Origin of the sequence: Salmonella sp. A29-2, from assembly GCF_020150755.1 — a bacterium.
GTDB classification, from domain to species: domain Bacteria; phylum Pseudomonadota; class Gammaproteobacteria; order Enterobacterales; family Enterobacteriaceae; genus Salmonella; species Salmonella enterica.
Genome location: NZ_CP083731.1, coordinates 1,831,180 through 1,843,914, shown reverse-complemented (window position 1 = coordinate 1,843,914; position 12,735 = coordinate 1,831,180). Strand labels below are relative to the sequence as shown.

At 54.2% G+C, this 12,735-nt stretch carries 14 protein-coding genes, 1 pseudogene and 1 other annotated feature; of the genes and pseudogenes, 10 read left to right on the top strand and 5 right to left on the bottom strand.

Annotation, left to right across the window (positions count from 1 at the left end; translation table 11 throughout):
- Positions 1 to 14: 14 nt before the first annotated feature.
- Positions 15 to 92 (bottom strand): annotated as a pseudogene (locus tag K8W53_RS08835) (hypothetical protein); the annotation flags it as partial.
- Between the two features lie 135 nt (positions 93 to 227).
- Between K8W53_RS08835 and sbcB the strand changes: the two are divergent.
- Complete coding sequence (sbcB, locus tag K8W53_RS08830) at positions 228 to 1,658, top strand: exodeoxyribonuclease I (RefSeq protein WP_052939421.1); 1,431 nt, start codon at positions 228 to 230, stop codon at positions 1,656 to 1,658.
- 131 nt (positions 1,659 to 1,789) lie between these two features.
- Here sbcB and plaP read toward each other — a convergent pair whose 3' ends face one another.
- From plaP to K8W53_RS08810, 4 genes are all read right to left on the bottom strand, one after another.
- Positions 1,790 to 3,148: a putrescine/proton symporter PlaP gene (plaP, locus tag K8W53_RS08825; protein ID WP_001519005.1), complete on the bottom strand. Its 1,359-nt coding sequence runs from the start codon at positions 3,146 to 3,148 to the stop codon at positions 1,790 to 1,792.
- Positions 3,138 to 3,200, bottom strand: a complete 63-nt coding sequence (gene yoeI, locus K8W53_RS08820; protein WP_096335044.1) for a membrane protein YoeI — start codon at positions 3,198 to 3,200, stop codon at positions 3,138 to 3,140. The genes plaP and yoeI overlap by 11 nt, the downstream gene beginning before the upstream one ends.
- Positions 3,201 to 3,433: 233 nt before the next feature.
- Positions 3,434 to 4,348, bottom strand: a complete 915-nt coding sequence (locus K8W53_RS08815) for a LysR family transcriptional regulator (RefSeq protein WP_023224239.1) — start codon at positions 4,346 to 4,348, stop codon at positions 3,434 to 3,436.
- Positions 4,349 to 4,393: 45 nt separating this feature from the next.
- Positions 4,394 to 5,218 (bottom strand): SDR family oxidoreductase, encoded by an 825-nt coding sequence (locus K8W53_RS08810; protein WP_000754712.1) that lies wholly within the window; start codon positions 5,216 to 5,218, stop codon positions 4,394 to 4,396.
- A 162-nt stretch (positions 5,219 to 5,380) separates the two neighbouring features.
- On the opposite strand from K8W53_RS08810, the gene hisL reads away from it, so the two are divergent.
- The 9 genes from hisL to hisIE all read left to right on the top strand — a co-directional run bounded on the left by hisL (position 5,381) and on the right by hisIE (position 12,713).
- Positions 5,381 to 5,431, top strand: a complete 51-nt coding sequence (gene hisL, locus K8W53_RS08805; protein WP_001364200.1) for a his operon leader peptide — start codon at positions 5,381 to 5,383, stop codon at positions 5,429 to 5,431.
- Positions 5,407 to 5,530, top strand: a sequence feature (His leader region). Its footprint overlaps the gene before it by 25 nt.
- Positions 5,531 to 5,576: 46 nt before the next feature.
- The gene (gene hisG / locus K8W53_RS08800; RefSeq protein ID WP_000886600.1) at positions 5,577 to 6,476 is read left to right on the top strand and encodes an ATP phosphoribosyltransferase; all 900 of its coding nucleotides are present in this window, start codon (positions 5,577 to 5,579) and stop codon (positions 6,474 to 6,476) included.
- Positions 6,477 to 6,578: 102 nt separating this feature from the next.
- Positions 6,579 to 7,883, top strand: a complete 1,305-nt coding sequence (hisD, locus tag K8W53_RS08795; RefSeq protein ID WP_023224423.1) for a histidinol dehydrogenase — start codon at positions 6,579 to 6,581, stop codon at positions 7,881 to 7,883.
- Positions 7,880 to 8,959, top strand: a complete 1,080-nt coding sequence (hisC, locus tag K8W53_RS08790; RefSeq protein WP_052939422.1) for a histidinol-phosphate transaminase — start codon at positions 7,880 to 7,882, stop codon at positions 8,957 to 8,959. Before hisD ends, hisC begins: the two co-directional genes overlap by 4 nt.
- Positions 8,956 to 10,023, top strand: a complete 1,068-nt coding sequence (gene hisB / locus K8W53_RS08785) for a bifunctional histidinol-phosphatase/imidazoleglycerol-phosphate dehydratase HisB (RefSeq protein ID WP_000080051.1) — start codon at positions 8,956 to 8,958, stop codon at positions 10,021 to 10,023. The genes hisC and hisB overlap by 4 nt, the downstream gene beginning before the upstream one ends.
- A complete protein-coding gene (gene hisH, locus K8W53_RS08780; RefSeq protein ID WP_001103591.1) occupies positions 10,023 to 10,613 on the top strand; it encodes an imidazole glycerol phosphate synthase subunit HisH in 591 nt (196 codons plus the stop codon). The genes hisB and hisH overlap by 1 nt, the downstream gene beginning before the upstream one ends.
- Positions 10,613 to 11,350, top strand: coding sequence for a 1-(5-phosphoribosyl)-5-[(5-phosphoribosylamino)methylideneamino]imidazole-4-carboxamide isomerase (hisA, locus tag K8W53_RS08775; RefSeq protein ID WP_000586409.1), 738 nt, complete (start codon positions 10,613 to 10,615; stop codon positions 11,348 to 11,350). Before hisH ends, hisA begins: the two co-directional genes overlap by 1 nt.
- Positions 11,332 to 12,108: an imidazole glycerol phosphate synthase subunit HisF gene (hisF, locus tag K8W53_RS08770; RefSeq protein ID WP_000880125.1), complete on the top strand. Its 777-nt coding sequence runs from the start codon at positions 11,332 to 11,334 to the stop codon at positions 12,106 to 12,108. Before hisA ends, hisF begins: the two co-directional genes overlap by 19 nt.
- On the top strand, positions 12,102 to 12,713 hold the full coding sequence (gene hisIE, locus K8W53_RS08765; RefSeq protein WP_000954846.1) for a bifunctional phosphoribosyl-AMP cyclohydrolase/phosphoribosyl-ATP diphosphatase HisIE: 612 nt from the start codon (positions 12,102 to 12,104) through the stop codon (positions 12,711 to 12,713). The genes hisF and hisIE overlap by 7 nt, the downstream gene beginning before the upstream one ends.
- Positions 12,714 to 12,735 lie beyond the last annotated feature (22 nt).

Here is a 12,735-nt window from a genome sequence, read left to right as displayed (position 1 = left end):
CCATACAGTACTAAATCAGAATCAGTAATTTCAGATGAACCGGAATATGGTTTACCATAGAGGGAGCGTAGCTTAGTGTCGCTGATGATCATTTTAGTATTTTGTACTCACCATCGCATGTACCAACATTAGCAACAATATCAATTGGTGTACAAATACAATCAATCAACGACAAAATAAAAGAATAAAATATTTCATATACAGATAACATCAGGCGTGTACATCAAGTGACAGTTAAAAACGACAGCATACAGAGCACATTCCTCTTCCACGATTACGAAACCTTCGGTACGCATCCGGCCCTCGACAGACCTGCGCAATTTGCCGCGCTCCGTACGGATAACGACTTCAACGTTATTGGCGAGCCGGAGGTGTTTTATTGCAAACCCGCCGATGATTATCTACCGCAGCCCGGCGCGGTGCTGATTACCGGCATCACGCCGCAGGAAGCGCGTGAGAAAGGAGAAAACGAAGCCGCTTTCGCCAGACGCATTCATGCGCTGTTTACCGTTCCTAAAACCTGCGTTGTGGGCTACAACAATGTACGTTTTGATGATGAAGTCACGCGCAATATTTTTTATCGCAACTTTTACGATCCCTACGCCTGGAGCTGGCAGCATGATAATTCACGTTGGGATCTATTGGATGTCATGCGCGCCTGTTATGCGCTGCGCCCGGAGGGAATTAACTGGCCGGAAAACGACGACGGCCTGCCCAGCTTTCGTCTGGAACATTTAACCCAGGCGAACGGGATCGAACACAGCAACGCGCATGATGCGATGGCGGATGTCTACGCCACTATTGCGATGGCGCAACTGGTGAAAACACGCCAGCCGCGGCTGTTTGATTATCTTTATAGCCACCGCAGTAAACATAAACTGGCGGCGCTGATTGACGTTCCGCAAATGAAGCCGCTGGTGCATGTCTCCGGCATGTTTGGCGCGTGGCGCGGTAATACAAGCTGGGTCGCGCCGCTGGCGTGGCATCCTGAAAACCGTAATGCGGTGATCATGGTCGATTTAGCAGGCGATATTTCTCCTCTTCTTGAGCTGGACAGCGACACCCTTCGCGAGCAGCTTTATACGGCCAAAGCCGATCTTGGCGATCACGTCGCAGTGCCGGTAAAGCTGGTGCATATCAATAAATGTCCGGTACTGGCGCAGGCGAATACCTTGCGCCCGGAGGATGCCGACCGGCTGGGAATTAACCGCCAGCACTGCCTGGATAACCTGAAAGTGTTGCGTGAAAACCCGCAGGTCCGCGACAAAGTGGTGGCGATTTTTGCCGAAGCCGAACCTTTTGCCGCCTCGGATAACGTTGATGCCCAGCTTTATGATGGTTTTTTCAGCGATGCCGATCGCGCAGCCATGAAAATCGTACTCGAAACCGAGCCGCGTAACCTGCCCGCGCTGGATATTACCTTTGTCGATAAGCGCATTGAGAAGCTGCTGTTTAATTACCGCGCACGCAATTTTCCCGGTACGCTGGATGACGCAGAGCAGCAGCGCTGGCTGGAGCATCGCCGTCAGGTGCTGACGCCAGAGTTTTTACAACAGTATGCCAATGAATTGCAGATGCTTTCTCAGCAGTATGCGGAAGATAAAACGAAGCTGGGGTTGCTGAAATCACTGTGGCAGTACGCAACTGAGATTGTGTAATTGACCAATGCCTGACGGGCATTGTTAATCCAGAGCGGATAAAGAGTGACGCCGCCATCCGGTAAACATGCTGGATGACAAAAAACCGGAGGCACTGCCTCCGGTTTTACTATTGCCGATAATACGTGCGATTACGCGACGTCTTCGTACTGTGGAACCGGGTTGCGGAAGCTTTTAGTTACGCACGCCAGATAAATCAGCCCGATACCCGCCCAGATCAGGCCCAGTACCATTGAGCTCTCTTCCAGGTTAACCCACAACGCACCAACCGTGAGCGCGCCGCACATCGGCAGGAACAGATACTGGAAGTGATCTTTCAACGTTTTATTACGCTTCTCACGGATCCAGAACTGCGAAATCACCGACAGGTTAACAAAGGTAAACGCGACCAGCGCACCAAAGTTAATCAGCGCCGTCGCCATCACCAGGTCAAAATTAATCGCCAGCAGCGCGATCGCCCCGACCAGGATGATGTTCATCGCTGGCGTACGCCATTTCGGATGAACGTAACCGAAGAAGCTTTTCGGGAATACGCCGTCGCGCCCCATTACGTACATCAGGCGCGCTACGCCTGCATGCGCTGCCATACCGGAAGCCAGCACGGTGATAGTAGAGAAGATCAGCGCGCCCACCTGGAAGGTTTTACCCGCCACGTACAGCATGATTTCCGGCTGAGACGCATCCGGATCTTTAAAGCGAGAGATATCCGGGAAGTACAATTGCAGGAAATAGGTTGCAAAGATGAAGATCAGGCCGCCAATCAGCGCGGTCAGGAAAATCGCACGCGGGATCACGCGCTCAGCATCTTTGGTCTCTTCCGACAGGTTACTGATGCCGTCAAAGCCGGTAAAGGAGAAGCACAGGATCGTCGCTCCCGTAATCATCGGGATAACGTGCGCATCGCCGGACCAGAACGGACGGGTGCTCGCCAGCGTACCGGCGCCTTCGCCTTCAAATACGCCATAAACCACCATGCCCAGAATGACCGCAATCAGCACTACCTGTAGCACTACAATCACGGTGTTGAAGTTAGCGACCGATTTGAGGCTGCGCAGGTTAAAGGCCGTCATAAAGGCCACCAGCGCCACAACAAACACCCATGACGGAATGGAGGGCACCAGCGCTTCAAAATAAATTTTCGCCAACAGAATGTTGATCATCGGCGCGAACAGATAATCGAGCAGAGAAGACCAACCCACCATAAAGCCAACGGTCGGGCTGATGGATTTCTGGGCATAGGTATACGCCGAACCCGCGGAAGGGTAGCGACGCACCAGTTTCCCGTAGCTCAACGCCGTAAACAGAATCGCGATTAACGCGAATGCATACGCCGTCGGTACGTGACCGTCAGTGAGGCCTGAAACGATACCAAATGTATCGAACAGCGTCATCGGCTGCATATAGGCAAGACCCATCATTACAACCGGAACTAACGTAAGCGTTTTACGTAATTCCACGCGAGAGGTGTTTGGAGTAACGTTATGCGACATGGTCATTCTCCTTTACGGCGAATGCCGTCGCGTAAGCAAAAAATTGCCCCATTTTCTGGATTCCTCAGCGACAACAACTGTCGATTTTTAAGTAAGTATCTATCCGGTACGAAGCCCGGCCTCTTGGTATTGAATGATGTGTTTGAAGCAAAAAAATAACCGACGCGTATTAAAACGTCGGTTAGTGTCATTTTTTGCAAGCGGCGTATTCTGCCCTAAATTGAAGTGAAATGACAAGAGAATGCGAGCGCGTTCAAAAAATTATTTTTCATAAGCGATTGATTTTTAAACCGGCGATTTTGCATACACCCCAGTAATAGCATTATTTGCTAAAATTTCATCCCGCCACCAGCCGCTGGCCAGCCCGGCGGTCTGTTCATTCCAGCCAACCCACACCGGTTCATAGACGATTTGCGCTACAACTTTCTTCTCTATAAGCGCGCCGCTTTCCAAAAATCGCTGCGCCAGATAACGCGGTAAATAGCCGCATCCCAGGCCGCTAATTTGCAGCTCCAGCTTGGTTTTAAAATCAAACACGGTAATCGCTTCCTGAGCGTCGAGCAGTTCAGACCCTATTGATCGCGAGGAATGGACGCTATCGCCAACCACAATCGCGCGAAAACGTTTGATCGTCTGGCGGCTAAGCGGTTCCTCTTCATGAACCAGCGGATGATGCGGGGCGACAGCAAACACCAGTTCAAGATCGCCCAGTCTTGCAAAGCCAAAGCCGGTGTCAGGCGGCGGCGCGCGCATGGCGCCAACGATGATATCCGCCCTTCCCTGCGTCAGCGTCTCCCATGAACCGCCGAGAACGCCATTGACAAATTTAAGGCGCGTCACGCTGTGGCGTTGATAAAAAGCGTCGATAAGCGGGGCCAGAAGAGAAAAGGGAAAGGTATCATCCACACCGATGACCAGTTCGTTCTCCCAGCCTTCATGCAGTTTAATCGCCTGCTTTTCCAGCTCGCGAACGGTGTGCAGCACTTCACGGCCTTTTTCCAGTAGCATTTTACCGGTTCGTGTAAATCGCGCGCGATGCCCGCTACGGTCGAGCAGTTGGATATTAAGATCGTTTTCCAGCTTATGAACGGTATAACTGAGGGCGGACGGCGTTTTAAATAATTTTGCCGACGCCGCCGCGAAGCTGCCTTCTTTTTCTAACGCATCAAGAATAATCAGAACGTCCAGCAGTGGTTTCATACTCGTCCCCTTGCGCTATATGGCGACCACCTGCTGGACAGCGACTCACTCCATCGGCATCACCAGCGGATCGGGATATTGATATTCAAATCCCAGCTCATTACAAATCCGGCTACCGTCGATAATCTTCCCTTTGCCGTTGTCCGGTGCGTCACGAAAATGCGGCGGCGCCATTCCCAGCAAGCGCGTCATTTGCGGATAAAACACATTGCGGGCTGGATGCGCCGGCGCACATATATTATAGATGTGCCCTCCTTTCGGCGCCTGTAGCAAGAGGGTAATTGCGCCAACCACGTCTTCAAGATGCACCAGATTGACCCCGTGTTGACCATCCGGCGCGGTTTTTCCGGCAAAGAAACGACCGGGATGGCGTCCAGGCCCGACCAACCCCGCCAGCCGCAGAATATCCACTGACGTGCCCGGCAGATTATGCAGCCAATCTTCCAGTTCCTTCAGGGTACGCCCGCTGGCCGTGACCGGATTACGCGGCGTATTCTCTTTCACCACGCCTTGCGCATCGCCGTAAACAGACGTCGAACTGGTAAAAATAATACGCGGGATACGATAAGCCAGCGCGCTGTCGACCAGCTCCTGCATCGCCTGCAGATAAAAATCCTCTCCCGGACCGCTACGGCGCGCGGGCAGTGTTATCACCAGCGCATCGACATCCAGCAGAGCGTCAAGATCGTCCGCCTCACAGACCAGCTCCGGCTCCAGACGCAGCGGATAGCTTTCAATTCCACTCATACGGGCCGCTTCCACCCCGTCAAGGGTGGTTTTGCTGCCGGTAACCTGCCAGCCTCTCGCTGCCAGCGACATTGCCAGCGGCATGCCTAACCAACCTAAACCGACAATTGCGACCTTTTTCATCCATTTTCTCCTGACTTTAACGCCTCATACATAAGGCTACGCCAGCCCGCCGTGACTGACAATTCATACTATAAATGCGAAATGAAAAAAGCGCTTGCTTTAAGGCGTAAAAGTGGTTTAGGTTAAAAGGCATCAAATGAATAAGCATTCATCGGAATTTTTATGACACGCGTTCAATTTAAACACCACCATCATCACCATCATCCTGACTAGTCTTTCAGGCGATGTGTGCTGGAAGACATTCAGATCTTCCAGTGGTGCATGAACGTATGAGAAAGCCCCCGGAAGATCATCTTCCGGGGGCTTTTTTTTGGCGCGCGATACAGACCGGTTCAGACAGGATAAAGAGGAACGCAGAATGTTAGACAACACCCGCTTACGCATAGCTATTCAGAAATCAGGCCGTTTAAGCGATGATTCACGAGAATTGCTGGCCCGCTGCGGCATAAAAATTAATTTACACACTCAGCGCCTGATTGCGATGGCGGAAAACATGCCGATTGATATCCTGCGCGTGCGTGATGATGACATTCCGGGTCTGGTGATGGATGGCGTGGTCGATCTCGGCATTATCGGCGAGAACGTGCTGGAAGAAGAACTACTCAACCGCCGCGCGCAGGGCGAAGATCCGCGCTATTTTACCCTGCGCCGTCTTGACTTCGGCGGCTGCCGTTTATCGCTGGCAACGCCGGTTGACGAAGCCTGGGACGGCCCGGCGGCGCTGGACGGTAAACGTATCGCTACCTCTTATCCGCACCTCCTCAAACGCTACCTCGACCAGAAAGGCGTCTCTTTTAAATCGTGTCTGTTAAATGGTTCTGTCGAAGTCGCGCCGCGCGCGGGGCTGGCCGACGCTATCTGCGATTTGGTCTCTACCGGCGCGACGCTTGAAGCTAACGGCCTGCGTGAAGTCGAAGTTATCTACCGCTCTAAAGCCTGTCTGATTCAGCGCGACGGTGAGATGGCACAGAGCAAGCAACAGCTGATCGATAAATTGCTGACCCGTATTCAGGGCGTGATTCAGGCGCGCGAATCGAAATACATCATGATGCACGCGCCAAGTGAACGCCTGGAAGAGGTTATCGCCCTGCTGCCAGGCGCCGAAAGGCCGACAATTCTGCCGCTGGCGGGCGAGCAACAGCGCGTGGCGATGCACATGGTCAGCAGCGAAACGTTGTTCTGGGAAACCATGGAGAAACTGAAAGCGCTTGGCGCCAGCTCGATTCTGGTACTGCCGATCGAGAAGATGATGGAGTGATCTGACGCCTGATGGCGCTGCGCTTATCAGGCCTACGTAATGCGTTGATATTTTGGGTTCTGTAGGCCGGATAAGGCGGAACCCTGTGATGGAGTAAAGACCATGAGCTTCAATACCCTGATTGACTGGAACAGCTGTAGCCCTGAACAGCAGCGTGCGCTGCTGACGCGTCCGGCGATTTCCGCCTCTGACAGTATTACCCGGACGGTCAGCGATATTCTGGATAATGTAAAAACACGCGGTGACGATGCCCTGCGTGAATACAGCGCTAAATTTGATAAAACAGAAGTGACAGCGCTACGCATTACCCCTGAAGAGATCGCCGCCGCCGGCGCGCGTCTGAGCGACGAATTAAAACAGGCGATGGCAGCTGCCGTCAAAAATATTAAAACGTTCCATTCCGCGCAGACGCTACCGCCTGTAGATGTGGAAACCCAGCCAGGCGTGCGTTGCCAGCAGGTTACGCGTCCCGTCGCGTCTGTCGGTCTGTATATTCCCGGCGGCTCGGCTCCGCTCTTCTCAACGGTGCTGATGCTGGCGACGCCGGCGCGTATTGCGGGATGTCAGAACGTGGTTCTGTGCTCGCCGCCGCCCATCGCTGATGAAATCCTCTATGCGGCGCAACTGTGTGGCGTGCAGGAAATCTTTAACGTCGGCGGCGCGCAGGCGATTGCCGCTCTGGCCTTCGGCAGCGAGTCCGTACCGAAAGTGGATAAAATTTTTGGCCCCGGCAACGCCTTTGTAACCGAAGCCAAGCGTCAGGTCAGCCAGCGCCTCGACGGCGCGGCTATCGATATGCCTGCCGGGCCGTCTGAAGTGCTGGTGATCGCCGACAGCGGCGCAACACCGGATTTCGTCGCTTCTGACCTGCTCTCCCAGGCAGAACACGGTCCGGATTCGCAGGTGATCCTGCTGACGCCGGATGCTGACATTGCCCGCAAGGTGGCGGAGGCGGTAGAACGTCAACTGGCGGAGCTGCCGCGCGCGGACACCGCCCGGCAGGCCCTGAGCGCCAGTCGTCTGATTGTGACCAAAGATTTAGCGCAGTGCGTCGCCATCTCTAATCAGTATGGGCCGGAACACTTAATCATCCAGACGCGCAATGCGCGCGATTTGGTGGATGCGATTACCAGCGCAGGCTCGGTATTTCTCGGCGACTGGTCGCCGGAATCCGCCGGTGATTACGCTTCCGGAACCAACCATGTTTTACCGACCTATGGCTATACTGCTACCTGTTCCAGCCTTGGGTTAGCGGATTTCCAGAAACGGATGACCGTTCAGGAACTGTCGAAAGCGGGCTTTTCCGCTCTGGCATCAACCATTGAAACATTGGCGGCGGCAGAACGTCTGACCGCCCATAAAAATGCCGTTACCCTGCGCGTAAACGCCCTCAAGGAGCAAGCATGAGCACTGAAAACACTCTCAGCGTCGCTGACTTAGCCCGTGAAAATGTCCGCAACCTGGTACCGTATCAGTCCGCCCGCCGTCTGGGCGGTAACGGCGATGTCTGGCTGAACGCGAATGAATTCCCGACAGCGGTGGAGTTTCAGCTCACCCAACAAACGCTTAACCGCTACCCGGAATGCCAGCCAAAGGCCGTGATTGAAAACTACGCGCAATATGCTGGCGTAAAGCCGGAGCAGGTGCTGGTCAGCCGCGGCGCGGATGAAGGGATCGAGCTGGTGATCCGCGCCTTCTGCGAACCGGGGAAAGACGCCATTCTCTACTGTCCGCCTACTTACGGTATGTACAGCGTCAGCGCCGAAACCATTGGCGTAGAGCGCCGGACGGTTCCCGCGCTTGAAAACTGGCAGCTGGATCTACAGGGGATTTCCGACAACCTTGACGGAACAAAAGTGGTATTCGTTTGTAGCCCCAATAACCCCACCGGGCAACTTATCAACCCGCAGGATCTGCGCACGCTGCTGGAGTTGACACGCGGTAAAGCGATAGTCGTCGCCGACGAAGCTTATATTGAGTTTTGCCCGCAGGCCACGCTGACAGGCTGGCTGGTTGAATATCCTCATCTGGTTATCCTGCGCACATTGTCGAAAGCTTTTGCGCTGGCGGGTCTGCGCTGCGGCTTTACGCTGGCTAATGAAGAGGTGATCAACCTGCTGTTAAAAGTGATCGCCCCTTATCCGCTTTCTACGCCAGTGGCGGATATCGCCGCCCAGGCGCTGAGCCCGCAGGGAATAAACGCAATGCGCGATCGCGTGGCGCAGACAGTGCAGGAACGTCAGTATCTGGTGAATGCCCTGCAACAGACCGCCTGCGTAGAACACGTCTTTGACTCTGAAACCAACTATATTCTGGTGCGGTTTACCGCCTCCAGCAGCGTGTTTAAATCCTTATGGGATCAGGGCATTATCTTACGCGATCAGAACAAACAACCTTCTTTAAGCGGCTGCCTGCGGATTACGGTCGGCACCCGCCAGGAAAACCAGCGCGTCATTGACGCCTTACGTGCGGAGCCAGTATGAGTCAGAAGTATCTTTTCATCGACCGGGACGGAACCTTAATTTCCGAACCGCCGAGCGATTTTCAGGTAGACCGCTTTGATAAACTGGCCTTTGAGCCAGAGGTGATTCCCGTATTGCTGAAGCTGCAAAAAGCCGGTTTTAAGCTGGTGATGATCACTAACCAGGATGGACTTGGCACGCAAAGCTTCCCGCAGGCGGACTTCGACGGACCGCACAACCTGATGATGCAGATTTTCACCTCTCAGGGCGTACGCTTTGATGAGGTGCTGATCTGCCCTCACCTGCCCGCAGACGATTGCGAGTGCCGCAAGCCCAAAGTGAAGCTGGTGGAGCGTTATCTTGCGGAACAAGCGATGGATAGCGCCAACAGCTATGTGATTGGCGATCGTGCGACCGATATCCAGCTCGCTGATAATATGGGCATTACTGGTTTACGCTATCACCGTGAAACGCTGAACTGGACGATGATTGGCGAACAGCTAACGAAACGCGATCGTTATGCGCATGTGGTCCGCAACACCAAAGAGACACAGATTGATGTCAGCGTCTGGCTGGATCGCGAAGGCAACAGCAAGATTAATACCGGCGTCGGCTTCTTTGACCATATGCTCGATCAAATCGCCACCCACGGCGGCTTTCGTATGGAGATTACCGTTAAGGGCGATCTCTATATCGACGATCACCATACGGTAGAAGATACCGGACTGGCGCTCGGTGAGGCATTAAAACTGGCACTCGGCGACAAACGCGGTATCTGCCGTTTTGGCTTTGTACTGCCGATGGATGAATGTCTGGCGCGCTGCGCGCTGGATATTTCCGGTCGTCCGCATCTGGAATATAAAGCTGAATTTACCTACCAGCGTGTGGGCGATTTGAGCACAGAGATGATTGAACACTTTTTCCGCTCACTCTCTTACACGATGGGCGTCACTCTGCATCTCAAGACTAAGGGTAAGAACGATCACCACCGTGTCGAAAGTTTGTTTAAAGCCTTTGGTCGGACGCTACGCCAGGCTATTCGCGTGGAGGGCGATACATTACCGTCCTCGAAAGGAGTGCTGTGATGAACGTCGTCATCCTTGACACCGGCTGCGCCAATTTAAGCTCGGTAAAATCCGCCGTGGCGCGCCACGGTTACACCCCGGTGGTCAGCCGCGAAGCGGAAATCGTATTACGCGCTGACAAACTCTTTCTGCCTGGCGTCGGCACGGCGCAGGCCGCTATGGATCAACTGCGCGAACGTGAACTGATCGACTTAATTAAAGCGTGTACTCAGCCGGTACTGGGTATCTGCTTAGGGATGCAACTGCTGGGTCGTCGCAGCGAAGAGACGCGCGGCGTGGATCTGCTGAACATTATCGAGCAAGACGTGCCGAAAATGACCGACTTTGGTCTGCCGCTGCCGCACATGGGCTGGAATCGCGTGTATCCGCAGGCGGGCAACCGGCTGTTTCAGGGCATTGAAGATGGCGCCTATTTTTACTTTGTTCACAGCTACGCGATGCCGGTCAACCCGTGGACTATCGCCCAGTGCAATTACGGCGAGCCGTTTACCGCGGCGGTACAGAAAGATAATTTCTTCGGCGTACAGTTCCATCCGGAACGTTCGGGCGCGGCGGGCGCACAGTTGCTGAAAAACTTCCTGGAGATGTAATGATTATTCCGGCATTAGATTTAATTGACGGCACCGTGGTGCGTCTCCACCAGGGCGACTACGCCCGGCAGCGGGATTACGGTAACGATCCCCTGCCCCGTTTGCAGGATTACGCCGCCCAGGGCGCCGGGGTGCTGCATCTGGTAGATCTGACCGGCGCTAAAGATCCGGCTAAGCGACAGATACCGCTGATTAAAACCCTGGTCGCGGGCGTGAACGTACCTGTTCAGGTCGGCGGCGGCGTGCGTACCGAAGAAGACGTTGCGGCATTACTGAAAGCTGGCGTTGCCCGTGTGGTCATCGGTTCAACGGCGGTGAAATCCCCTGACGTGGTGAAAGGCTGGTTTGAACGTTTTGGCGCGCAGGCGCTGGTGCTGGCGCTGGACGTTCGCATAGACGAACACGGCACCAAGCAGGTGGCGGTTAGCGGCTGGCAGGAAAATTCCGGTGTCTCGCTGGAACAACTGGTGGAGACCTATCTCCCCGTCGGCCTGAAACATGTACTGTGTACCGATATTTCTCGCGACGGCACGCTGGCGGGCTCTAACGTTTCGCTGTACGAAGAGGTATGCGCCAGATATCCGCAGATCGCCTTTCAGTCCTCCGGCGGTATTGGCGATATCGATGATATTGCCGCCCTGCGCGGCACCGGCGTGCGCGGGGTGATTGTCGGGCGCGCGCTGTTAGAAGGGAAATTTACCGTTAAGGAGGCCATCCAATGCTGGCAAAACGTATAATTCCGTGTCTGGATGTTCGTGATGGTCAGGTGGTAAAAGGCGTACAGTTTCGCAACCATGAGATCATTGGCGATATCGTTCCGCTGGCCAAACGCTATGCCGACGAAGGCGCGGACGAACTGGTGTTCTATGACATTACCGCCTCCAGCGATGGCCGCGTAGTCGATAAAAGCTGGGTGGCGCGCGTTGCCGAGGTGATCGACATTCCGTTTTGTGTAGCGGGCGGTATCCGGTCAATTGACGACGCCGCCAAAATTCTTTCTTTCGGGGCGGATAAGATCTCTATCAACTCCCCGGCGCTGGCTGACCCAACGCTGATTACCCGTCTGGCTGACCGTTTTGGCGTACAGTGCATTGTCGTCGGGATTGATACCTGGTTTGACGACGCCACGGGGAAATATCATGTTAACCAGTATACCGGCGATGAAAACCGTACCCGCGTGACGCAGTGGGAGACGCTGGATTGGGTGCAAGAGGTACAACAGCGCGGCGCGGGGGAAATCGTCCTGAATATGATGAACCAGGACGGCGTGCGTAACGGTTACGATCTGACGCAGTTGAAAAAAGTCCGTGACGTTTGCCGCGTGCCGCTGATCGCCTCCGGCGGCGCGGGCACGATGGAACACTTTCTTGAGGCATTCCGTGATGCCGATGTCGACGGCGCGCTGGCCGCCTCCGTTTTTCACAAGCAAATCATCAATATTGGCGAATTAAAAGCGTACCTGGCAGGCCAGGGCGTGGAGATCAGGATATGTTAACAGAGCAACAACGCCGCGAGCTGGACTGGGAAAAAACCGATGGCCTGATGCCAGCCATCGTGCAACATGCGGTATCCGGCGAAGTATTGATGCTGGGCTATATGAACCCACAAGCGCTGGACAAAACCATTGAATCCGGCCATGTCACGTTCTTCTCACGCACGAAACAGCGTTTATGGACCAAAGGCGAAACCTCAGGCCATGTGCTGAATGTCGTCAGCATTGCGCCGGATTGCGACAACGATACACTGCTGGTGCTGGCAAATCCTGTCGGGCCGACCTGCCACAAAGGTACCAGCAGCTGCTTTGGCGACGCCAGCCATCAGTGGTTATTCCTGTATCAACTGGAGCAGCTACTGGCAGAGCGCAAAACCGCTGATCCGGCCAGCTCTTACACGGCGAAACTGTACGCCAGCGGTACTAAACGTATTGCGCAAAAAGTTGGCGAAGAAGGTGTAGAAACCGCGCTGGCGGCCACCGTCAATGATCGTTTTGAATTAACCAATGAAGCGTCTGATTTGATGTACCACCTGCTGGTGCTGTTGCAGGATCAGGATCTCAACCTCACCACCGTGATCGACAATCTTCGTAAGCGTCATCAATAAGCGTAAAAAAACCGGGCAATGC

Excerpts from the sequence above, each read along its gene's own strand:
- plaP (WP_001519005.1), bottom strand. The coding sequence starts at position 3,148 with ATGTCGCATAACGTTACTCCAAACACCTCTCGCGTGGAATTACGTAAA.
- K8W53_RS08815 (WP_023224239.1), bottom strand. The coding sequence starts at position 4,348 with ATGAAACCACTGCTGGACGTTCTGATTATTCTTGATGCGTTAGAAAAA.
- K8W53_RS08810 (WP_000754712.1), bottom strand. The coding sequence starts at position 5,218 with ATGAAAAAGGTCGCAATTGTCGGTTTAGGTTGGTTAGGCATGCCGCTG.
- hisG (WP_000886600.1), top strand. The coding sequence starts at position 5,577 with ATGTTAGACAACACCCGCTTACGCATAGCTATTCAGAAATCAGGCCGT.
- hisD (WP_023224423.1), top strand. The coding sequence starts at position 6,579 with ATGAGCTTCAATACCCTGATTGACTGGAACAGCTGTAGCCCTGAACAG.
- hisC (WP_052939422.1), top strand. The coding sequence starts at position 7,880 with ATGAGCACTGAAAACACTCTCAGCGTCGCTGACTTAGCCCGTGAAAAT.
- hisB (WP_000080051.1), top strand. The coding sequence starts at position 8,956 with ATGAGTCAGAAGTATCTTTTCATCGACCGGGACGGAACCTTAATTTCC.
- hisH (WP_001103591.1), top strand. The coding sequence starts at position 10,023 with ATGAACGTCGTCATCCTTGACACCGGCTGCGCCAATTTAAGCTCGGTA.
- hisA (WP_000586409.1), top strand. The coding sequence starts at position 10,613 with ATGATTATTCCGGCATTAGATTTAATTGACGGCACCGTGGTGCGTCTC.
- hisF (WP_000880125.1), top strand. The coding sequence starts at position 11,332 with ATGCTGGCAAAACGTATAATTCCGTGTCTGGATGTTCGTGATGGTCAG.
- hisIE (WP_000954846.1), top strand. The coding sequence starts at position 12,102 with ATGTTAACAGAGCAACAACGCCGCGAGCTGGACTGGGAAAAAACCGAT.